We start from the raw sequence: 21,558 nt of genomic DNA on the forward strand, positions 1-21,558 counted from the left end.
GGACTCAGACCGCGGTGCCGACCACGACGGGCTCGGGGTGCAGCAGCACGCCGAACTCCGCCAGGACGCGGCCCTGGACGTACCGGGCGAGCTCGGCGACCTGCTCGGCCGTCGCTCCTCCTCGGTTGGTCAGGGCGAGGGTGTGCTTGCTCGACACGGCGGCCCGCGAGCCGGGCAGGGCGAAACCGCGCGAGACGCCGGCGTGCTCGATCAGCCACGCGGCGCTGAGCTTCACCAGGCCGTCGGCGCGGGGAGGCACGGGCAGCCCGACGGGCGCTCCGGCCTCGACCGCGGCGAGCGGAGTGATGACGGGCGCCTCCGCCGTCGGCTCGACCGGCCAGCGCGGCGCCTCGGGCGGCAGGGAGTCGGCGAACGCGCTCGTGACGAGGGGGTTGGTGAAGAAGGATCCGGCGCTCGCGGTGTCCGGGTCCTCCGGATCGAGGACCATGCCCTTGCCCGCGCGCAGCGCCAGCACGGTCTCGCGCACCCGCGCGAGCGGCACGCGGTCGCCGAGCGCGACTCCGAGCGCCGACGCCAGCTGACCGTAGGCGACGGGAGTGCCGTCGCCCTCGGCGCCGACCTCCTCGAGCGCGAACTCGACGGCCAGCACCGCGCCCCGGCGGCCCTGCTTGATCACGGAGGTGCGGTAGGCGAACTGCAGCTCCTCCGCCGTCAGCCGGACGGGCTCGCGGGCGCCCTCGTCGAGGAAGTCGACCGCGACCAGCGTGTCCGAGAGCTCCTGGCCGTAGGCGCCGATGTTCTGCACCGGCGACGCACCGACCGTGCCGGGGATGCCGCTGAGGGCCTCGAGGCCCGCCCAGCCGCGCTCCACGGTCGTCGCGACGAGGCCGTCCCACGACTCGCCCGCCTGCACCCGCAGGAGCACGCGCCCCGGCTCGTCGGAGGGGAGCCGCTCGACGCCGGTGGTGCGCACGCGCACGACCGTGCCCTCGACCCCGTCGTCCCCCACGAGGAGGTTGGAGCCGCCGCCGAGCAGCAGCCACGGCTCGTCGTCCGACCACAGGCCGACGAGCGTCTCGACCAGCTCCGCCTCGGTGGCGGGCTCGACGAGGCGCTCGGCGGGTCCGCCGACGCGGAGGGTGGTCAGGGCGGAGAGCAGCGGCGCGGAGGTCACGCGAGTCGGACCCGGGCCTGGGCCTTGCCGAGGACGGACTGGCCCTCGACCGAGACGGCGAGGTCGACGCGGACCCAGCCCTCCTCGGCGTTCACAGCACCGATCCTGGCGACCACGTCGATCGCGGCGCCGTCGCGCGGGTCCACCACGACGGGGCGGGTGAAGCGCACCTGGTAGTCGACCACGCGTCCGGGGTCGCCGACCCAATCGACGACGACCTGCACCGCGGTGCCCATCGTGAGCATGCCGTGCGCGAGCACGCCGGGCAGGCCGACCTCGGCGGCGACGTCGTCGCGGTAGTGGATGGGGTTGAAGTCGCCCGAGGCGCCCGCGTAGCGCACCAGGGTGCCGCGGTCGATCGGGAAGCGGCTCTCGGCGACGACCTGGCCGACGCTCAGCTCGGCGAGGGCGGGCAGTGCGGTGCTCATTCGTCTCCCCTGACCACGAGGGTCGAGATCGCGGTGACGACGTGCTCGCCGCTCGCGTCGACCATGCGGGACTCGGTGGTGACCATCGAGTGGGCGCCGAGCTTCTTGATGGCGGCGACCGAGAGGGTCGCGGTCAGCTCGTCGCCGGCGACGACCGGACGGGACAGCACGAAGCGCTGGTCTCCGTGCACGACGCGGCTGAAGTCGATCCCGCCGTCGGGCTCGGCGAGCAGCTGCTGGAGCGTGAACTCCTGCACGACGACGGCGAAGGTGGGCGGAGCGACGAGGTCGGGGTGCCCGGCGGCGCGGGCGGCTTCGACGTCGTGGTGCAGGGGGGAGGTCGCGGAGACGGCGCGGGCGAACTCGCGCACCTTCTCGCGCCCCACCTGATAGGGCTCCGTGGGCGCGAAGACGCGCCCGACGAGTTCGGGGTTCACTGGCACCCGGCCATACTAGGCGCTGCCGTCGCGGGGCCCTCGGGGCTCCGGAGGCGCCGCCGGTGGTCACCCGGGTATGACCACCGGGAATTTCCCATCCGTGTATGGCTGACCCGCGGCCGAACTTCTCCGAAGCTGGCGGGCATGTCGACACCCACTCCCGAGCGCGACTGGGCGACCTACGCCCGCGAGCTCGGCACCAACATGCACCGGGCCCGCATCGCCAAGGGCGCCAGCCAGGAGCGGATCGCCCACGCGGCCGGGCTCGCGGGCTACACCTACCAGAAGTTCGAGAAGGGCGAGTCGAAGCCCGGCTCGCCCGCGAACCCCACGCTGCACACCCTCCTCGCGCTCTGCGAGGCGCTCGAGATCGAGCTGACGGACCTCCTGCCGCCCGACCCGCCGCGCACCTCACGCGGCGCCGAGTAGCCGGAGCACCGCGCCGGCCAGCCGCGACCCCGAGCTGAGATCGAGGTCGACCTCGCCGAGCCCGTCGGCCTCCAGGCGGAGCCTGTCCTCCCCCGACTCCCCCGGGCGGCACAGGGAGACGTGCACCGTCGCGCCCGCGGCCCCGTCTCGGCCCGCCCAGAGCACCACCGGGAGCGAGCTCGCCGCGGAGCGGTGCAGCCGCTCCCCCGCCGCGACCAGCTCGTCGTGCTCGCCCGCGCACCAGCGCGGGCACCCCTCGTCGTTCCTGCCGTCCATCCGCTCCTCCACGTTCCGCACCCCTCGGTCGAGGAGACCAGCCCACCAGGCGGTACCGACACCGAGGGCCCGCCGCGCCCCGATCCCGACCGGGGTGTGGACAGGAGACGGTCGTCCGCCCGTTGTGGAGGAGCGAGGACCAGGGTCCCATACGCAGGTGGTGCCACCAGGGGTCCGGCGCGAAGCACCGGCGCGGTGTCAGCGGTGGACGATCAGCCAGGTCGCGATCGCGGTGGTCGAGCCCGTGTTGACCATGCGGTGCGGCCGCTCGCACGGGAACGTGATGGCGTCGCCCGGCCCGAGGACGACCGTCTCGTCCTCGAACTCGACCGTCAGCTCCCCGAGCGTCACCGTCCCCATCTCGAACCCGTCGTGGCGGAGCAGCTGCCGGTGCGCTGTCGAGGTCGAGCCCGGCGGGTAGGTCGACTCGAAGAAGTCGACGGCGTCCAGCGGACGCGGCGCCAGACGGCGGAACAGCACTCCGCCCTCGAGCGCCACGGGCGCCGACTCGCGCGCCCGGACGACCGCGGTCTCGACCGGCGCCGACGCGCCCTGGTCGAACACGGCGGACAGCGGGACCCCCAGCGCGTCCACGAGGGCGATCAGCCGGCCGACCGAGGGCTGCATGGCTCCGCGCTCGATCTGCGAGACGGCGCTCACGGAGATGCCGAGTCGCCCGGCGAGTGCCTTCAGCGACAGGCCCGCCGAGAGCCGCAGCTCCCGCAGCCGGGCGCCGAGTCCGGCCCCGTCCGCGATCGCGCGGGCGGCCGCCTCGTCGGGCGCGGTGTCGTCGGAGGGCATGGCCCGTCCCCTCTCGCGGATCGTCACACAGCCGTAACGGAGCCGAAACGAGCGGCGGCCTCCCGACTCGTAGCGTGGCCCGCGTGAAGTGATGACTTCACTCGGAACGCTCTCCGCGACGCCCCGCCTCCTCGGCCGGACGTCCCGACCACCCTGACACATCCGCTCCGTGCCGCTCTGCGCACGACCGCCCGAGAGGTGGATCCACCCATGTCCGACCGCGTCACCGCACCCCGAGTCACCGCTCCCCCCGTCGATCCGGATCCCGCCGCGGCGGCGAGCGCCGCCTACGACGACCGCCTCTCCAACGAGGACCTCGCCCCGCTCCGGAAGCAGCGCTGGTCGAGCTACAACATCTTCGCGTTCTGGATGTCGGACGTGCACAGCGTCGGCGGGTACGTGACCGCGGGCTCGCTCTTCGCGCTGGGCCTGGCCGGCTGGCAGGTGCTCGTCGCCCTGGTGGTGGGCATCGTGATCGTGCAGGTCTTCTGCAACCTCGTCGCCAAGCCCAGCCAGGTCACCGGCGTGCCCTATCCCGTCATCAACCGCGCGATCTTCGGCATCCGCGGCGCGAACATCCCGGCGATCATCCGCGGGCTGATCGCGATCGCCTGGTACGGCGTGCAGACCTACCTGGCGGCGCAGTCGCTGAACATCGTCTTCCTCAAGTTCTTCCCGGGCATGGCCGCCCTGAACACGCCCGAGGCGTCGTTCCTCGGCCTCTCGGCCCTGGGCTACCTCTCCTACGCGATCCTCTGGGTCGCGCAGGCCGCGCTGTTCTGGCGGGGCATGGAGTCGATCCGCCGCTTCATCGACTGGGCGGGACCGGCGGTCTACGTGGTGATGCTCGTGCTCGCCGTCTACCTGGTGTCGCAGGCGGGCTGGGACAACATCTCGCTCACCCTCGGCTCCGGCGAGCCGCTCGACCTCGCCGCCGCGGTGCCGGTGATGATCTCGGCCGTCGCCCTGGTCGTCTCCTACTTCTCGGGCCCGATGCTCAACTTCGGCGACTTCTCCCGGTACGCCCGCAGCTACGGCGCCGTGAAGCGCGGCAACCTGCTCGGCCTCCCGATCAACTTCCTCTTCTTCTCCCTCCTCACCGTGATCACCGCCTCGGCGACCGTGCCGGTCTTCGGCGAGCTGATCACCGACCCGATCGAGACCGTCGAGCGGATCGACACCTGGTTCGCCGTGCTCCTCGGCGGGCTCACCTTCGTCATCGCGACGATCGGCATCAACATCGTCGCCAACTTCATCTCCCCCGCGTTCGACTTCTCGAACGTCAACCCGAAGAAGATCAGCTGGCGGATGGGCGGCATGATCGCCGCCGTCGGCTCGGTGCTGCTCACCCCGTGGAACTGGTACTCGAACGACACCGCCATCCACTACACGCTCGGCATCCTCGGCGCGCTGATCGGACCGCTGTTCGGCGTCCTCATCGCGGGCTACTACCTGATCAGCCGCCAGCGCGTCTGGGTGGACGACCTCTACACGATGAGCGAGAAGGGCCGCTACTGGTTCTCGCGCGGCTTCAACCCCAACGCCGTCTGGGCGACCGTGATCGGCGGAGTCCCCTCCGTCGCCTCGGTGCTCGTGCCGCGCTGGATCGCGGAGGCGGGAGGCGCGGAGTTCACCTGGCTCGGCGACTACAGCTGGTTCCTCGGCTGCGGGCTCGGGTTCGTCGCGATGGCCGTGCTCGAGCGGCGCGCGCCGCGGATCGGGCGGCTCGACGAGGACCTCGAGCACGTCAGCGACGGCTCGACCGTCTGATCCGGCCGGCACGGAGGAGGGATCCGCCCCGGCCGCTCCGCATCCCGCGGACCGGCCGCCGGGCGGGTCCCTCCCCCTCCCGGCACCCGAACCGAGGAACCACCATGCGCATCACCGTCGTCAACCCGAACACCAGCACTGCGATGACCGCGGCGATCGGCCGGGCCGCCCGCTCCGTCGCCTCGCTCGGCACCGAGATCACGGCCGTCACCCCGCCGATGGGTCCGGCGTCGATCGAGAGCCACTACGACGAGGCGCTCGCCGTGCCCGGCGTCCTGCACGAGATCACCCGGGCGGAGGCGGCCGGCAGCGACGGCGCGGTCATCGCGTGCTTCGGCGACCCGGGCGTCGACGCCGCGCGCGAGATCGCGAGCGGCCCGGTCGTGGGGATCGCCGAGGCCGCCATGCACATGGCCGCGCTCGTCGGCCGGGGCTTCAGCGTGGTCACCACGCTCTCGCGCACGAGCGGCCGCGCCTGGGACATCGCCCGCCGCGCCGGGTTCGGCGACGCCTGCCGTCAGGTGCGCGCCTGCGACATCCCCGTGCTCGAACTCGACGACCCCCGCTCCGACGCCCGCCGCGCGATCCTGGCGGAGTGCGCCGAAGCGCTGGCCGTCGACGGGTCCGACTCGATCGTGCTGGGCTGCGCCGGGATGGCCGACCTGTGCCGCGACCTCTCGCGGGAGCTGGGCGTGCCCGTGATCGACGGCGTCGCCTCGGCGGTGCGCCTGGTGGAGGGGCTCGTCGCGATGGGCGTCAGCACCTCGCGGCGCGACGAGTACGCGGCGCCGCGGACGAAGGCGATGGCGGGGCTGCTCGCTCCGTTCGAGCGGGTCTGAGATTCCGCGCCCCGTGCGGCCGAGTGTCCTGCCGGACCGGCGGCCCGGGCCCACCTGCGAGGATCGGGGGATGAGCGTCCTCCGCGATCTCGGCCTCGGTGCCCGGCTCTTCCTCCGCGGCTTCCGCACCTGGGTCCGCTCGCCGCGGGCGATGCTCCTCGGCGCGATCCCGCCCCTGATCGTCGGCCTGGTCTTCGTCGGCGTGCTGGTCCTGGTGCTCACGCGGGTGCAGGACGCGGTGACCGCGCTCACCCCGTTCGCCGGCGGCTGGGACGAGGGCACGGCCGCCACCGTCCGCCTGGTGCTCTCGATCGCAGTGGTCGGCGCCGTGCTCGCCCTCGGCGTGGTCCTCTTCGCCGCGGTGACCCTGCTGGTCGGCGACCCCTTCTACGAGCGGATCTGGCGGCGGGTCGAGGACGACCTCGGCGGCGTGCCCGACGAGCGCGAGAGCACCTTCTGGCAGGGGGTCGGCCGCGGCCTCCGCGACTCCGCCGTGCTGGTCGCCACCTCCCTCGGGATCGGCGTGGTCCTGGTGCTGCTGGGCCTGGTGCCGGTGGTCGGCTCGATCGTCGGCCTCGTCGCGGGCGCCCTGGTCGGCGGGAGGGCCCTCGCGCTCGAGCTGACCGGGTTCGCGGGCGACGCCCGGGGGCTCTCCCTCCGCGACCGCCGCCGCCTCCTCGGCGAGCACCGCGCGGTCTCGCTCGGCTTCGGCATCGCCGTCTACCTGGCGTTCCTCGTCCCCGGGGGCGCGGTCGTCGCCACCCCCGCCGCGACGGCCGGCGCGACCCTCCTGCTCCGGACCCTGCGGGGCGAGCCGACCGAGCGGCCGGCCGTCTGACACCGCTTGGCCGCCGCCCGCCTCTCCCCTAGACTCGCCGCGTGCGCACGTCGATCCGAAGCCCCTGGTGGCCCGCCTCCTAGGCGGACCGACGCGCAGACCCCTCGCACGCGACCGCCTCCTCCGGGCGGTCGTTCTGCATGTCAGGGCCCGGGTGGGGCACGACCCGATTCAAGGACCACGATGACCTCGCTCCTCTCCCGCATCCTCGCCTCCGACGGGACGCTGCCGTTCGCGGTGGTGCTCCGCCAGGGCCGCGACGCCGTCGACGTGTTCACGGGCGACGTACTCGACGTCGAGGGCCTGGCCGACATCCCGCTCGACGGCGACGACGTGCTGACCCTCGTGCCCTACCGGCAGGTGCGCGAGCGCGGCTTCGCGGCGAAGGACGACGGAGCCCCGCTGCGCAACCTCGTGGTGCGCGAGCGCGAGAGCGTCCCCCTGGCGGAGGTGCTGCGGCTCCTGCCCGAGCGGGAGATCCCGGTCGAGGAGCGCGGCTTCGACGTGCCGGACGACGAGTACGCCGACATCGTCCGCCGGGTGATCGAGGACGAGATCGGCCGCGGCGAGGGCGCCAACTTCGTCATCAACCGCGCCTTCGTCGCGCAGACCGACGCGCCGCCCGTCGAGGCGGTCCTGGCCTGGTTCCGCCGCCTGCTCACCGACGAGTCCGGCGCGTACTGGACCTTCGCGATCCACACCCCCGGCGTCGACGGCGCGCAGACGGTCACCGCCGTCGGCGCGACCCCCGAGCGCCACGTCTCGGTGCGCGACGGCGTCGCCATGATGAACCCGATCAGCGGCACCTTCCGCCACCCCGCGGCCGGACCCACCGGGGAGGAGGTGCTCGCGTTCCTCGCCGACGTCAAGGAGAGCGAGGAGCTCTTCATGGTCGTGGACGAGGAGATGAAGATGATGAGCGCGGTCTGCCCGGACGGCGGCCGCATCCTCGGGCCGTTCCTCAAGCAGATGTCGCGGCTCAGCCACACCGAGTACCTGCTCGAGGGCCGCACCGGACTCGACGTGCGCGAGGTCCTGCGGCTGACGATGTTCGCGCCCACGGTCACCGGCTCGCCGATGGAGAACGCGTGCGCCGTGATCGCCGAGTACGAGAAGGAGCCGCGCGGCTACTACTCCGGCGTGCTCGCCCTCTTCGAGCCGGAGGAGCACGGCTACACGGTCGACGCCCCCATCCTCATCCGCACCGCCTACCTCCGCGCGGACGGCCGCCTCACCGTGCCGGCCGGCGCGACGCTCGTGCGCCACTCCACCCCCGAGGGCGAGGTCGCCGAGACGCGTGCGAAGGCGTCGGGCGTCCTCTCCGCCCTGGGCCTGCTGCCGCACCGCGAGGTGCCGCCGGCCATCGACCTGAACGCGCAGCCGGGCGTGCAGGAGGCGCTCGAGGCGCGCAACGACCGGCTCGCCTCGTTCTGGCTCCGGCCCCAGGCGCCCGAGCACATCGCCGGACTCGCCGGGCACACCGCGCTGATCGTCGACAACGAGGACCAGTTCACGACGATGCTCGCCCACCAGCTGCGCCACCTCGGGATGGACGCCCGGGTCGAGCGCTGGTCGGAGGTCGCCGACGTGCTGAGCGACGACCTCGTCGTCTTCGGCCCCGGCCCGGGCGACCCCCGCGACGACTCCGAGCCGCGGATCGCGCACCTGCGCTCGCTGATGACCACGCGCCTCGAGGCGGAGCGGCCGATGCTCGCCGTCTGCCTCAGCCACCAGATGCTGTCGCTGCTGGCGGGACTCCCGGTCGAGCCGCTGCCCGCGCCCCGCCAGGGCGTGCGCCTGGCGGTGGACGTGTTCGGCGAGGACGCCGCGATCGGCTTCTACAACACCTTCTCCTCCGTCGCCCCCGGCGTCGCGCGCACGCCCCGGCTGGGGCTCGAGGTGTCGGTCGACCCGGAGACGGGAGTGGTCAACGCTCTGCGCGGCGAGCACGTCGCGTCGGTGCAGGGGCACCTGGAGTCGGTGCTCTCCTCCGACGGCCTGCGCACCCTGGAGCGGCTGGTCCGCACCGCGACCGCCCAGCCCGCGCGCGCATGAGCGGCCTGAGGCTGATCGCATCGCCCGCCTACCCGGCCGAGCTGCAGGAGGCGGTGGCCGCCGCCGTGCGCGCGGCGGCCGAGGCGGCGCGCGGCTGGTACGGGCGCGGCGACAAGGTCGCGGCGGACGAGGCGTCGGTCGCGGCGATGCGCGCCGTGCTGGCCGACGCTCCGTTCGACGGCGTCGTCGTGATCGGCGAGGGCGAGAAGGACGAGGCCCCGATGCTCGCGAACGGCGAGCGCCTCGGCCGCGCCTCCGCTCCCTCCTGCGACGTGGCGGTCGATCCGCTCGACGGGACCCGGCTCACGGCGGAGGGGCTCCCCGGCTCGGTGAGCGTGATCGCGCTGGCCCCGCGAGGCACGCTGTTCGACCCGCGCGACGTCTTCTACATGGACAAGCTGGTCTGCTCCGGAGCGGGCCGGGGCGCCGTCTCGCTCGACCTCCCTCCCGCCGAGAACGCCGCACGGCTGGCGGCGGCGCTCGGGAAGCCCGTCGCGGAGCTGGTCGTCGTCGTGCTCGACAAGCCGCGTCACTCCGGGCTGATCGCGGCTCTGCGCGCGGCCGGGGTCGCGCTCGAGCTGCGCGGCGAGGGCGACGTGTCGGTCGCGATCGAGGCGGCCGATCCCGCGGGCCGCGTGGACCTCGTCCTCGGCATCGGCGGCACCCCGGAGGGAGTGGTCGCCGCGTGCGCCGTCCGCGCCCTCGGCGGGGTCATGGAGGGGCGCCTCGCCCCCCAGACCGCACCTGAGCGCGCCAACGCCCTGGCCGGCGGCCACGACCTCGACCGCCTGCTGACTCTGGAGGACCTGGTCTCCTCGGACGACGTGCTCTTCGCGGGCTGCGCGGTCTGAGACCTCGCCCGGCAGAGGGCGCGGCCCGCCCCGCTCCGGAGCCGGGGCGGGGGTGACGGATGTCACGGCACCTCGGTGACAGAGGAGCGAGGCACTGCGGCGACCCCCTCGACAGGCTGAGGGCATGACCTCGACCGACCTCGCCGTGCAGGCGACCGCCCTCACCAAGAGCTTCGGCTCCGTCGCCGCCGTCGCCGGAGTGGACCTCACCGTCCGGCCCGGCGAGATCGTCGCCTTCCTCGGTCCCAACGGCGCGGGCAAGACCACGACCCTCGACATGCTCCTGGGCCTCTCGGCCCCTGACACCGGCGAGGTCACGGTGTTCGGACGCTCGCCGCGCACGGCGATCGCGCACGGGCTCGTCTCGGCCGTCCTGCAGACCGGCGGCCTGCTGAAGGACCTCAGCGTCCACGAGACACTGGAGCTGACCGCGAGCCTCTTCGCGGACACCCGGCCGATCGACGAGGTGCTGGAGCGCGCGGGGATCGCCGACCTCGCCTCCCGCCGCGTGGGACTGTGCTCCGGCGGTCAGCAGCAGCGGCTCCGGTTCGCGATGGCGCTGCTGTCGGACCCCGGCCTGCTCCTGCTCGACGAGCCGACCACCGGCATGGACGTCGAGGGGCGCCGCGCGTTCTGGCAGGCCATCCGCACCGACGCGGCGCGCGGGCGCACCGTCCTCTTCGCCACGCACTACCTCGAGGAGGCGGACGAGTACGCCGACCGCATCGTCCTGATGAGCCGAGGCCGGATCGTCGCCGACGGGACCACGAGCAGCATCAAGAACCTCGTCTCCGGCCGGATCGTCCACGCGACCCTGCCCGGCGCCGACCTCGCCGCCCTCGCCGCGCTCCCCCAGGTCTCCAGCGTCGAGGCCCAGGGCGACCGGATCACGGTGCACACCGACGACTCCGACGCCCTCGCCCGCCACCTGCTCACCCGCACCGGTGCCCGCGACGTCGAGATCACCGCCCAGAACCTCGAGAGCGTCTTCCTCGCCCTCACCTCCGAAGGAGCCTCCGCATGACCGCCACGACCCCCGCCGCCGACCGCGTCCGCCTCGACCGCCGCTCGCCGGCGCTCGGCGGCTTCACCACGACCTACCTGCGCATCGAGATCCTGCGGCGGCTGCGGAACCGGCGGACCCTCTTCTTCACCCTCCTCTTCCCGGTCCTGATGTTCTTCATCGTCGGGTACCCGCTCCGCGACGAGCCGCTGACCGCGACTCCGATCGCGGCGGGCGGCGTCTCGATCGCGGCCTTCATCATGGTGTCGATGGCGATGTACGGAGCGATGATGTCGGCCACGCAGACCGGGGCGGCCGTCGCCGTGGAGCGCGCGCAGGGCTGGAGCCGGCAGCTGCGGCTCACCCCGCTGAACCCCGTGGTCAACGTTCTGATCAAGATGATCGCCGGGATGGCGCTGGGCCTGCTCGCCGTCGTCGCCACCTATGCGGTCGGCGCCGCCAGCGGCATCGAGCTCTCGGCGGTGCAGTGGGTCGCGACCGGACTGACGGGCTGGCTGCTCGCGAGCGCCGTCTTCACGACGCTCGGCCTCATGGTGGGCTACATGGTGCCGGGCGAGAACGCGGCACAGATCACGAGCCTGGTCATCGTGGTCCTCGCGTTCCTGGGCGGCCTCTTCTACCCGGTGAGCAGCATGCCCGGATTCCTGCAGAGCATCGCCGCCCTGACGCCGGTCTACGGGATCAGCGAGCTCGCGCGAGCGCCGCTGACCGGCGAGGGGTTCGACCTCGGCGCTCTGGTCGACGCGCTCGTGTGGCTCGGTCTGCTCCTCGGCGGGACGGTGTTCTTCTTCCGCCGCGACACGAAGCGGGTGTGACGGATGCGCCACCGCGGTCGGCTCCGTCCTAGGGTGAGCGCGTGAGCAGCACCACCGCCTCCGGGCACGGCGAGACAGGGTGGCCGATCCGCCCGGCCGCGGCGGGCGCCGACCCGGGAGCGACCCTGCGCACGGCTCTCTGGACCCCGCGTGCGCTGCGCTGGTACGCGGGAGCGGTCTTCTCGCTCTTCTGGGTGTACTCGACCGTGCCGTCGGTCCTCGACGATCCGGAGTGGCCCCGCCGCGTCGTCGGCGTCGCCCTCATCGCCGCTTTCAGCGCCGGATTCCTCGTCGCACCGCCGCTCGCCTGGACCCTCGCGACGCGGGGCCGGCTGCTGATCTGCCTCGGACTGCTCGCCTTCTCCTTCACCCTCCTCCCCTGGCTCGGGCGGGACGTGACGGGGCTCTGGACCTACGTCGGAGTCCTGGTCGGCATGTGCGTGTTCACCTGGCGCCTCACGGCCACCCTGATCGGAGCCCTCGCCTCCGTGACGCTCGCCGTCCGCCTCGAGAGCGACGGCGTCACCGAGACCGCCTTCGTGGTGCCGGTGATCATCCTCTCCATCTCCCTGATGATGGCCACCTTCGCGCGCACGATCGCCACCGTCAACCAGCTCCGCGACACCCGCGCCGAGCTGGAGGTACTGACGGCCGAGCGCGAGCGGAGCCGGGTCGCCCGCGACATCCACGACATCCTGGGCCATTCGCTGACGGTGATCACCGTGAAGTCGGAGCTGGCCGGGCGCCTCCTCGACGCCGACCCGGAGCGGGCGCGGGCCGAGATCGCGGACGTGGAGTCGCTCGCGCGGGGCGCTCTCGCCGACGTCCGCGCGACCGTGTCCGGCTTCCGGGCCACGACCGCGAGCGGAGCGCTGGCCGCCGCGCGCGGCGCTCTCGCCGCGGCGGGGATCTCCGCCGACCTGCCCTCCTCCACCGACACCGTGCTCCCGCAGCATCGCGAGCTGGTGGGGTGGGTGATCCGCGAGGGAGCGACGAACGTCGTCCGCCATTCGAGCGCCTCGCGCTGCCGGATCCGCCTCACCGCCTGCGAGGTCGAGATCGCGGACGACGGAGTGGGTCCGCAGCCGGGAGCAGCGGGCTCGACCGGACTGGCCGGGCTCCGCGAGCGCGTCGAGGCGGCGGGCGGCCGGCTCTCCGTCGGGACGAGCGAGCTCGGGGGCTTCCGCCTGGCGGCTACCCTCCCCGGAGGCGGACGGTGAGCGCTCTGCGCCTCCTGATCGCCGACGACCAGGCGCTGGTGCGGGGCGCACTCGCCGCCCTGCTCTCGCTGGAGTCCGACATCGACGTGGTGGCGGAGGTCGGCCGCGGGGACGAGGTGGTCGCCGCGGCGCTCGCCTCGACGCCGGACGTCGCGCTGCTGGACATCGAGATGCCGGGGCTGGACGGGATCGCCGCCGCCGCGCTCCTCCGCGAGGCGCTGCCGGCCTGCCGCGTGCTGATCGTGACGACCTTCGGCCGTCCCGGCTACCTCAGCCGCGCGATGCAGGCGGGGGCGTCGGGCTTCGTGGTCAAGGACACGCCCTCGGCTCAGCTGGCGGACGCCGTGCGGAGGGTCGGGCAGGGGCTGCGCGTGGTCGATCCCGCGCTCGCTGCGGAGTCGCTGGCGCAGGGAGGCACGCCCCTGACCGAGCGGGAGGCCGACGTGCTCGCCGCCGCGCGCACCGGAGGATCGATCGCCGATCTCGCCCGGATGCTGCACCTCTCGCCGGGGACCGTGCGGAACCACCTCTCGGCGGTGATCGGCAAGACGGGCGCCCGCAACCGGGCCGACGCCCTCCGGATCGCGGAGCGCAACGGCTGGCTCTGAGAGTCCGGCCCGGCGGCACGATCACGGCGCTCCGCTCCGGAGCCGACCGCAGCGGAGCGCGACGGGAACGCCGAAGGCCCCGGCTCGACGCGCGAACCGGGGCCTTCTCGCTGTAGCGGGAGCGGGACTTGAACCCGCGACACCACGATTATGAGCCGTGTGCTCTAACCACCTGAGCTACCCCGCCGCGCGTTCTTCGCAGGTCTGGCCTGCGGGGAACGGAGCCCCCTGTGGGAATCGGACCCACTACCTCTTCCTTACCAAGGAAGTGCTCTACCAATGAGCTAAGGGGGCGCACCTGCGGGTCTGACAGCCCCTCTCGGGGCGTGCCCGCGATTTGGCACCGTTAGACGATAGCACCTCCGCGGAGCGTCGATGACCGCGGGGGGACGCGCCCCCGCGGCCACCCGTGTGCGGCTACGCCCGGCTCGTCTCGTCGAGCGCGGCGAGCTCCTCGGCGCTCAGCTCGAGGGAGGCCGAGGCGATCAGCGCCGGCAGCTGCTCCATCACGCGGGCGCTGGCGATCGGCGCGACCACTCCGGGCTGCGAGCGGAGCCAGGCGAGCGCCACCGTCGCCACCTCGGCGCCGTGCGCCTCCGCCGCCGCATCGAGCGCCGCCAGCACCCCGCGGCCGCGACCGTCGAGGTAGCGGGAGGCACCGTCGGCGCGCGGGCCCTCGGGCGTCGATCCGTCGCGGTACTTGCCGGTCAGGAATCCTGACGCCAGGGCGGAGTAGGGGACGACGGCCAGCCCCGCCTCGCGGGCGAGGGGCAGCAGGTCGGCCTCGATCCCGCGCTCCACGAGGTTGTAGTGCGGCTGCAGCGCGACGGGCGCGTGCAGGCCCTCCTCGCCCGCGATGCGCAGCCACTCCGCGACGCGCTCGGCGCTGAAGTTCGACACTCCGATCGCGCGGACCAGGCCCTGGTCCACGAGCTCCGAGAACACGGCGGCGATGTCGGCCATCGGCACGGCCTCGTCGTCGAAGTGGGCGTAGTAGAGGTCGATCCGGTCGGTCGCGAGGCGCTCGAGGGAGGCGCGGGCGGCCGCGCGCACGGTGTCGGGCGCGAGGCCGGTGAACTGCGGGTGGCGGCCCGCCTTCGTCGCGATCACCACGTCGTCCCGGTCCCCCGAGCGCTGCGCGAGCCACTCGCCGATGATCGTCTCGGACTCGCCGCCCGTGTTGCCCGGGACCCAGGCGGAGTACGCGTCGGCGGTGTCGATGAAGTCGCCGCCCGCGGCCGTGTAGCCGTCGAGGACGTCGAAGGAGGTCTGCCGGCCCGCGGTCCAGCCGAAGACGTTGCCGCCGAGCGAGAGCGGGAAGACGTCGATGCCGGAGTCGCCGAGCGGCGAGCGGGTGACGGAGGAGGATGCTGCGCTGTCGATGGTCATCCCCCGATTCAAGTCCCGCACCCCGCCCCGATCGATCCCCCTCCCGCGCATGCGCGGCAAGGACTCAGGCTGTCAGCGCCGCGGGTAGTCGGCGTAGGCGAAGCGCGTCGAGTCCGGCGCCCAGCCGGAGACGTTGATCGTCCCCTGCCCGCCGTGGAGGCGCTCCAGCACTCGGCCGGGCTCGAGCGTCGAGCGCCCGGGGAGGTCGAGCAGCCGCAGCTCGACGTCGACGTTCTCGGGGTGCCCGGCCGTCCCCTCCGGATAGGCGAGGTAGAGCAGGTGCGCGCCGTCGGGCGACTCGTGCGGGAACCAGTCGACCGTGTCCGACTCGACCAGGCGGGAGAGCGCGGAGCCGTCGAGGCCGATGCGGAACAGCTGCGCCCCGCCCCCGGCCCGCTCGGAGTTGAAGACGAGGGTGCGGCCGTCGGCCGAGACGTCGACGCCGTCGTCCGCCGGCTCGTCGTCGGTCAGGGCGGTGAGCGCGCCTCCTCCGGCCGGCATCGTGTAGACGTCGGTCCGCCACCGCCCGGAGGCGTCGCCGCCGCCGATCAGCGCGAGGGTCGCGCCGTCGGGCGAGACGCCGTGCAGGTAGTGCTTGAAGCGCGCGCCCTCGCGCTCGGCGGTCAGGCGGCGGGCGGGGGCGGAGCCGTCGAGCTCGACCGCGTACAGGTGCCCGTCGCGCGCCGAGACGTAGGCGAGCCCGCCGGACGGGGCGAGCACGTGGTCGTTGTTGAGCTCGGCCGGCACTCCGTCGAGCGGGATCGGCTCGAGCACGGGCGCCCCCTCGAGCGGCAGCCGGAAGAGGCCGCCGCCGCCGTTCACGATCAGGGCGGAGCCGTCCGGAGTCCAGTTCGGCGCCTCCACGAGGACGGAGTCGGACTCGAAGACGGTCGTCGACTCCCCCGTCGCGAGGTCGTGGACGCGGAGTCGGCAGAGCTGGTCGGGGAGGAGCGAGCGGGCCATGCTCCCCACGGTAGGGCCCTGGCGGATCACGACGGGGCCGTCAAGCCTCCGCGCACTCAGGTTCCGCGGGAGGGCGCTCCGATATTCTTGACCGACTTATGCGCTGGGTACACCTTGGGAGGAACATGTGATGCTCCTCATCCTCGTGATCTCGTTCGCGATCGCCGTGGTGACCCCCTGGCTGGTGGACCGGTTCGGGCCGAAGACGTTCTACGCGCTGGCGCTGATCCCGGCCGCGAGCTTCGTCGCCACCGCGACCGCCCTGCCGACGATCCTCGACGGCGGCGAGATCCGCGAGTCCGTGCCGTGGATCCCCGCGCTCGACATCGCCCTCTCCTTCCGCCTGGACGCGCTCTCGATCGTCCTCGCCCTCGTGGTCAGCGGAGTCGGCGCCCTGGTCCTCGCCTACTGCGCGACGTACTTCAGCCGCGACGAGCCCTCGCTGGGCCGGTTCGCAGCGCTCCTGTCCGCGTTCGCCGGAGTGATGTACGGGCTGGTCACGGCCGACGACGTGATCATCCTCTTCGTCTTCTGGGAGGCGACGAGCGTCCTCTCCTACCTCCTCATCGGCCACTACAGCGGGCGCAAGGAGAGCCGGGGTGCCGGTCTCCAGGCGCTCCTGGTCACGACTCTCGGCGGGCTGGCGATGCTGGTCGGGATCATCGTCCTGATCGTGCAGGCCGGTACCACCAGCCTCTCCGGGATCGTCGCCGCCGCCCCCTCCGGCCCGATCGTGTCGACGGCGCTGGTGCTGGTGCTGCTCGGCGCGTTCTCGAAGTCCGCCCTGGTGCCGTTCCACTTCTGGCTGCCGGCCGCGATGGCCGCTCCCACGCCGGTCAGCGCCTACCTGCACGCCGCCGCGATGGTGAAGGCGGGCATCTACCTCGTCGCGCGCCTCGCGCCGGGCTTCGCCGACGACTCCGTCTGGCTGCCCGTGGTGGTGAGCGTCGGAGTCTGGACCATGCTCGTCGGCGGCTGGCGCTCGCTCCGGCAGTACGACCTCAAGCTCGTGCTGGCCTACGGCACCGTCAGCCAGCTCGGCTTCCTGACCGTCGCCGTCGGCTTCGGCTCGCGCGACGCCGCGCTGGCCGGACTGACCCTGCTCGTCGCCCACGCTCTCTTCAAGGCGCTGCTCTTCCTCACCGTCGGCATCGTCGACCACCGCGCCGGCACGCGCGACCTCCGCAAGCTCAGCGGCCTGGGACGGCAGGCGCCGGTGCTCGCGGGCGCCGCCCTCGTCGGCGTGCTGTCGATGGCGGGCATCCCGCCGCTGCTGGGCTTCGTCGCCAAGGAGGCCGTGTTCACGAGCCTGATCTCGGCGATCGAGCAGGGCTCGTTCTGGGCCTGGGTCGCGCTGGTCGGCCTCGTCCTCGGCTCGATCCTCACCGTGGCCTACTCCGCGCGCTTCTTCTGGGGCGCCTTCGCCCGCAAGAAGGGGCTCGAGGACACGCACCTGCACGCCGAGCCGTGGACCTTCACCGCCGCCCCGGTGCTGCTGGCCGCCGCCAGCGTGATCGGCGGGATCGCCGCTTCCGTCCTCGACCCGCTCGTCGCCGTCTACGCGGACACCCTCCCCGACGCCGCCCCGGACGCCGACCCGGAGCTCGCCGCCGCTGCGGAGGCCTCCGACCACGGCGGCTACCACCTCGCACTCTGGCACGGCTTCGAGCCCGCGCTGGCACTCAGCGCCCTCGTGATCGCCGTCGGACTCCTGCTCTTCGCCAAGCGCGTCGCCGTCGCGCGCGCGCAGTCGATGCTGCCCAACCGGATCGACTCGGCCGAGGGCTACTGGGCCACCGTCCGCTGGCTCGACCGTGTCGCCAGCACGGTCACCGAGTCCGTCCAGCGCGGCTCGCTCCCCCGCTACCTGACGGTGATCTTCGCGGTCTTCGTCCTCGGCGTCGGCGGTGCGGCCGCCCTCAACCGCACCTGGCCGGGCGATCTCGTCTTCTGGGACAGCCCGGGCCAGCTCGCGGTCGCGGCCGTGATGATCCTCGCGGCGGTGCTGTGCGCGATCGCCCGCAACCGCGTCGCCGCCGTGCTGCTGGCCGGCGCCACCGGCTACGGGATGGTGGCCCTCTTCGCCCTGCAGGGCGCACCGGACCTCGCCCTCACCCAGGCGCTCATCGAGACGGTGACCCTCGTGGTCTTCGTCCTGGTGCTGCGCCGCCTCCCGACCCGCATCGCCGCGAAGCACCAGCCGATGCGCAAGCGCCTGCGCGCCGTCATCGGCATCGCGGTCGGAGCGGTCATGGCCCTCGCCGCCACCATCGCCCTCGGCGCCCGGACCGCGACGCCGATCTCGGCCGAGCTGCCCCGCCTCGCCTACGAGGAGGGCAAGGGCCGCAACATCGTCAACGTCCTGCTCGTCGACATCCGCGCGTGGGACACGATGGGCGAGATCTCGGTCCTCGTCGTGGTCGCCACCGGCGTCGCGAGCCTGATCTTCCTCTCCAGCCGGGCCGGAGGCGCTCCCCGCCTCGAGTCGCAGAGCGCCGACGACCGCCGCGAGCGCGCGATGGACCTGACCGCCTCCTCCGCCGACGCCGAGCGCGACGGCGACCGCGGCTCCTGGCTCGTCGCCGGGCGCACGCTCCGGCCGGAGAACCGCTCGATCGTGCTCGAGGTGCTGGTGCGCCTGCTCTTCCACCCCGCGATGATCGTGTCGGTCTACCTGCTCTTCACCGGTCACAACACCCCGGGCGGAGGCTTCGCGGGCGGCCTGCTCGCCGGTCTCGCCCTCGTCGCGCGCTACCTCGCCGGCGGCCGCTTCGAGCTCGGCGAGGCCGCGCCGATCGACGCGGGCAAGGTCCTCGGACTCGGCCTCTTCTTCGCCGTCGGCACCGCCGTCTCCTCCCTCGCCTTCGGCCTCGAGGTCCTCGAATCGAGCTGGCTCGACCTCGAGGTGCCGGTGCTGGGCGAGCTCCACCTGGGCACGTCCACCCTCTTCGACATCGGGGTGTACCTGATCGTGATCGGCCTCGCCCTCGACATCCTCCGCAGCCTCGGCGGCGAGGTCGACCGCCACGGCGAGGAGGCCGAGCAGGGCTCCCCCTCGGGCGACGGCGTCACGCACTCGACGGACAGCACCCCCGGCCCCGGCCAGGGTACGGTCGACGGGCTCGAGACCTCGCTCCCCACCGGCTCCACGGTCGTCGGCGGACCGGGCAGGGGGGACGGCGCATGAGCATCACCCTCGTCCTCGTCGTCGTGATGGCTGTGATGTACGCGGCGGGCGTCTACCAGATGCTCGAGCGCAGCCTCACCCGCATCCTGATCGGGTTCCTGCTCGTCGGGAACGCGACCAACATCCTCATCCTGCTGATGGCCGGCCGCTCGGGCATCGCGCCGTTCGTCACCGACGACGGGCGCTCCTACGAGCAGATCGCCGCCGAGATGGCCGACCCGCTGCCGCAGGCGCTGATCCTCACCGCGATCGTGATCACCTTCGGGGTGTCCGCCTTCCTCCTCGCGATGATCTACCGGCGCTGGCGCCTCGCCAACGCCGACCAGGTGGAGGACGACGAGACCGACGCCTCCGTCCGCGAGGACGCGGCGGGCATCTCGGCCCAGACCACCGCCGACGACCGAGCGCTCGACGTCCTGCTCGAGTCCAGTGACGAGGGCACCGCCGCCAAGCACGGGGAGAGCGCCATGACCGACGACAGGAAGGAGGACCGATGAACGCCCTGATCCCGCTCGTCGTCACCCTCCCCCTCCTGGGAGCGGCCGTCGCGCTGATCCTCGGACGCCACCGGCGCGCACAGATCACCGTGAACATCGTGACGCTCTCGAGCGTTCTGGTGATCTCCTCGGTGATGCTCGTGCTGGTCCTCACCGGCGACGGAGGCGGCAGCGCCGTCTACGTGGGCGGCTGGGAGCCGCCGTGGGGCATCGTGCTGGTCGTCGATCCGCTCGCCGCGCTGATGCTCGTGATCACCTCGATCACCCTGCTGGGCGTCCTGATGTTCTCGGTCGGCCAGGGCCTCGTCGACGGCAACCGCGAGACGCCGGTCACGATCTTCCACCCGACCTACCTGATCCTCTCGGCGGGCATCCTCAACGCCTTCGTCGCGGGCGACCTCTTCAACCTCTACGTCGGCTTCGAGATCCTGCTGGCCGCGAGCTACGTACTGATCACCCTGGGCGGCACCGCACCGCGGATCCGCGCCGGCACGACCTACGTGGTCGTCAGCCTGGTCTCGAGCGTGTTCTTCCTCTCGGCCATCGGCCTGCTCTACGGCGCCACCGGCACGGTCAACATGGCGCAGCTCTCGATCCGCATCGCCGAGCTCCCCGCCGACGTGCAGCTGGTGCTCCACGTGGTGCTGCTGCTCGGCTTCGGGATCAAGGCGGCCGTGTTCCCCCTGTCGTTCTGGCTCCCGGACTCGTACCCCACAGCTCCGGCGCCGGTCACCGCCGTCTTCGCCGGACTCCTCACCAAGGTCGGCGTGTACGCGCTGATCCGCACCGAGACCCTGCTCTTCCCGGGAGGGAGGCTGAGCGAAGTGCTGCTGGTGGTGGCGCTGCTGACGCTGATCGTCGGCATCCTCGGTGCGGTCGCGCAGGCCGACATCAAGCGGATGCTGTCCTTCACGCTGGTCTCGCACATCGGCTACATGGTCTTCGGGATCGCCGTGGGCACCCCGGCCGGCTACGCGGCGACGATCTTCTACGTCATCCACCACATCACGGTGCAGACGACGCTCTTCCTCGCGACCGGCCTGATCGAGCGCGTCGGCGGCACCACCTCGATCCTGCGCCTCGGCGGGCTGCTCAAGGCCTCGCCGCTGCTGGCGCTGCTCTACTTCATCCCCGCGATGAACCTCGGCGGGATCCCGCCGTTCACCGGCTTCCTCGGCAAGGTGGGGCTCTTCGTCGCCGGCACGGAGTCGGCCGTCGACCAGCCGTCGTGGCTGATCTGGGCCGTCATCGCCGCCGGGGCCGTGACCTCGCTCCTGACCCTCTACGCCGTCGCGCGCGTCTGGAACATGGTCTTCTGGCGCCGCCAGGAGGAGGTGCCCGGCTACGAGTCGCCCCTGATCGACCAGCTGCAGGAGGACCCCCACGACACGGGCAGCATCCGCACCCGCCACTCGCCGCCGATGATGGTGCTCGCCACCGCGGGGATGGTCGTGGTCGGCGTCGTGCTGACCGTCGGCGCCGGTCCCCTCTACGACGCGAGCGAGCGAGCGGCGAGCGCGGTCGCCGACCCCGCGACCTACATCGCGACCGTCTACCGCGACTCGTCCTTCGGAGAGGAGGGGCCGCGATGAGCCCCCGCCGCCGCGTCGACATCTGGAACCGCGTCGCGATGTTCGTGACCCTCGTCGGCATCTGGGTGCTGCTCTGGGACGACGTCTCGGTGCTGTCGATCGTCACCGGCTTCCTGGTCGCCCTGCTGATCACCCGGGTGTTCTACCTGCCGCCGGTCGAGTTCTCGAACCGCATCCACCCGTGGTTCGTGCTCCTCTTCCTCCTGCGCCTGCTGGCCGACATCGCCGTGGCCTCGGTGCGGGTGTCCTGGCAGATCCTGACCCTGCCGGTCCCGGTCCACAACGCCATCGTCGCCGTGCACCTGCGCAGCCGCTCCGAGGGGATGCTCGTCTGGACGACGGAGGCCGTCTCGCTCGTCCCCGGCTCCCTGGTGATCGACGTGGACCCGCAGCTGAACGTCCTC

The 21,558-nt window shown here is 72.9% G+C and carries 21 protein-coding genes and 2 tRNA genes; 14 read left to right on the forward strand and 9 right to left on the reverse strand.

Annotation, left to right across the window (positions count from 1 at the left end; translation table 11 throughout):
• Positions 1–4 precede the first annotated feature (4 nt).
• From C5C27_RS03610 to C5C27_RS03620, 3 genes are read right to left on the reverse strand one after another with little or no spacing between them, the layout of a single operon-like run.
• The gene (locus C5C27_RS03610) at positions 5–1,135 is read right to left on the reverse strand and encodes a UDP-N-acetylmuramate dehydrogenase (protein WP_104223628.1); all 1,131 of its coding nucleotides are present in this window, start codon (positions 1,133–1,135) and stop codon (positions 5–7) included.
• Complete coding sequence (locus C5C27_RS03615) at positions 1,132–1,563, reverse strand: MaoC/PaaZ C-terminal domain-containing protein (RefSeq protein WP_104238284.1); 432 nt, start codon at positions 1,561–1,563, stop codon at positions 1,132–1,134. The genes C5C27_RS03610 and C5C27_RS03615 overlap by 4 nt, the downstream gene beginning before the upstream one ends.
• Positions 1,560–2,006 (reverse strand): MaoC family dehydratase N-terminal domain-containing protein, encoded by a 447-nt coding sequence (locus C5C27_RS03620; RefSeq protein ID WP_104227045.1) that lies wholly within the window; start codon positions 2,004–2,006, stop codon positions 1,560–1,562. The genes C5C27_RS03615 and C5C27_RS03620 overlap by 4 nt, the downstream gene beginning before the upstream one ends.
• Positions 2,007–2,144: 138 nt before the next feature.
• Here C5C27_RS03620 and C5C27_RS03625 point away from each other — a divergent pair, with 138 nt between their 5' ends.
• Entirely contained in the window at positions 2,145–2,429 is a 285-nt protein-coding gene (locus tag C5C27_RS03625; RefSeq protein WP_104223625.1) for a helix-turn-helix domain-containing protein, read from the forward strand.
• Here C5C27_RS03625 and C5C27_RS03630 read toward each other — a convergent pair.
• Both C5C27_RS03630 and C5C27_RS03635 read right to left on the reverse strand, forming a co-directional pair.
• A complete protein-coding gene (locus C5C27_RS03630) occupies positions 2,412–2,705 on the reverse strand; it encodes a DUF6907 domain-containing protein (RefSeq protein ID WP_104254833.1) in 294 nt (97 codons plus the stop codon). The two genes, C5C27_RS03625 and C5C27_RS03630, sit on opposite strands and share 18 nt — an antisense overlap.
• A 198-nt stretch (positions 2,706–2,903) precedes the next feature.
• Entirely contained in the window at positions 2,904–3,506 is a 603-nt protein-coding gene (locus C5C27_RS03635; protein WP_104249800.1) for a helix-turn-helix domain-containing protein, read from the reverse strand.
• Positions 3,507–3,716: 210 nt separating this feature from the next.
• Between C5C27_RS03635 and C5C27_RS03640 the strand changes: the two genes are divergently transcribed.
• From C5C27_RS03640 to C5C27_RS03680, 9 genes are all read left to right on the forward strand, one after another.
• Complete coding sequence (locus C5C27_RS03640) at positions 3,717–5,276, forward strand: NCS1 family nucleobase:cation symporter-1 (RefSeq protein WP_104313647.1); 1,560 nt, start codon at positions 3,717–3,719, stop codon at positions 5,274–5,276.
• Between the two features lie 104 nt (positions 5,277–5,380).
• Positions 5,381–6,115, forward strand: a complete 735-nt coding sequence (locus C5C27_RS03645) for an aspartate/glutamate racemase family protein (RefSeq protein ID WP_104313648.1) — start codon at positions 5,381–5,383, stop codon at positions 6,113–6,115.
• Positions 6,116–6,185: 70 nt separating this feature from the next.
• Positions 6,186–6,953, forward strand: a complete 768-nt coding sequence (locus C5C27_RS03650; RefSeq protein ID WP_104238289.1) for an EI24 domain-containing protein — start codon at positions 6,186–6,188, stop codon at positions 6,951–6,953.
• Positions 6,954–7,136: 183 nt separating this feature from the next.
• Entirely contained in the window at positions 7,137–9,008 is a 1,872-nt protein-coding gene (locus tag C5C27_RS03655) for an anthranilate synthase family protein (RefSeq protein ID WP_104313649.1), read from the forward strand.
• Complete coding sequence (locus C5C27_RS03660; protein ID WP_104238291.1) at positions 9,005–9,859, forward strand: fructose-bisphosphatase class II family protein; 855 nt, start codon at positions 9,005–9,007, stop codon at positions 9,857–9,859. The genes C5C27_RS03655 and C5C27_RS03660 overlap by 4 nt, the downstream gene beginning before the upstream one ends.
• Before the next feature lie 124 nt (positions 9,860–9,983).
• The gene (locus C5C27_RS03665) at positions 9,984–10,883 is read left to right on the forward strand and encodes an ABC transporter ATP-binding protein (RefSeq protein ID WP_104257173.1); all 900 of its coding nucleotides are present in this window, start codon (positions 9,984–9,986) and stop codon (positions 10,881–10,883) included.
• On the forward strand, positions 10,880–11,698 hold the full coding sequence (locus C5C27_RS03670; protein ID WP_104238293.1) for an ABC transporter permease: 819 nt from the start codon (positions 10,880–10,882) through the stop codon (positions 11,696–11,698). The genes C5C27_RS03665 and C5C27_RS03670 overlap by 4 nt, the downstream gene beginning before the upstream one ends.
• Before the next feature lie 41 nt (positions 11,699–11,739).
• On the forward strand, positions 11,740–12,918 hold the full coding sequence (locus C5C27_RS03675) for a sensor histidine kinase (RefSeq protein ID WP_258059741.1): 1,179 nt from the start codon (positions 11,740–11,742) through the stop codon (positions 12,916–12,918).
• Positions 12,915–13,526 (forward strand): response regulator, encoded by a 612-nt coding sequence (locus tag C5C27_RS03680; RefSeq protein ID WP_181074522.1) that lies wholly within the window; start codon positions 12,915–12,917, stop codon positions 13,524–13,526. The genes C5C27_RS03675 and C5C27_RS03680 overlap by 4 nt, the downstream gene beginning before the upstream one ends.
• A 113-nt stretch (positions 13,527–13,639) precedes the next feature.
• Here the strand turns inward: C5C27_RS03680 and C5C27_RS03685 are convergent.
• From C5C27_RS03685 to C5C27_RS03700, 4 genes are all read right to left on the reverse strand, one after another.
• Positions 13,640–13,713 (reverse strand) — tRNA-Met (locus tag C5C27_RS03685).
• 35 nt (positions 13,714–13,748) lie between these two features.
• Positions 13,749–13,820, reverse strand: a tRNA-Thr gene (locus tag C5C27_RS03690).
• Positions 13,821–13,943: 123 nt separating this feature from the next.
• Positions 13,944–14,915, reverse strand: coding sequence for an aldo/keto reductase (locus C5C27_RS03695; protein ID WP_104313650.1), 972 nt, complete (start codon positions 14,913–14,915; stop codon positions 13,944–13,946).
• Between the two features lie 72 nt (positions 14,916–14,987).
• Positions 14,988–15,878, reverse strand: coding sequence for a PD40 domain-containing protein (locus C5C27_RS03700; RefSeq protein ID WP_104313651.1), 891 nt, complete (start codon positions 15,876–15,878; stop codon positions 14,988–14,990).
• A gap of 130 nt (positions 15,879–16,008) precedes the next feature.
• Between C5C27_RS03700 and C5C27_RS03705 the strand changes: the two genes are divergently transcribed.
• The 4 genes from C5C27_RS03705 to C5C27_RS03720 all read left to right on the forward strand — a co-directional run.
• Entirely contained in the window at positions 16,009–19,065 is a 3,057-nt protein-coding gene (locus tag C5C27_RS03705) for a Na+/H+ antiporter subunit A (protein WP_104313652.1), read from the forward strand.
• Positions 19,062–19,562 (forward strand): Na(+)/H(+) antiporter subunit C, encoded by a 501-nt coding sequence (locus tag C5C27_RS03710; RefSeq protein ID WP_104223614.1) that lies wholly within the window; start codon positions 19,062–19,064, stop codon positions 19,560–19,562. Before C5C27_RS03705 ends, C5C27_RS03710 begins: the two co-directional genes overlap by 4 nt.
• Positions 19,559–21,154, forward strand: coding sequence for a Na+/H+ antiporter subunit D (locus tag C5C27_RS03715; RefSeq protein WP_104313653.1), 1,596 nt, complete (start codon positions 19,559–19,561; stop codon positions 21,152–21,154). Before C5C27_RS03710 ends, C5C27_RS03715 begins: the two co-directional genes overlap by 4 nt.
• A partial coding sequence (locus C5C27_RS03720) for a Na+/H+ antiporter subunit E (protein WP_181133437.1) occupies positions 21,151–21,558 on the forward strand: 408 nt, incomplete at its 3' end. The genes C5C27_RS03715 and C5C27_RS03720, both read left to right, overlap by 4 nt.

Origin of the sequence: Rathayibacter sp. AY2B7, assembly GCF_002931635.1 — a bacterium.
Lineage (GTDB): Bacteria > Actinomycetota > Actinomycetes > Actinomycetales > Microbacteriaceae > Rathayibacter.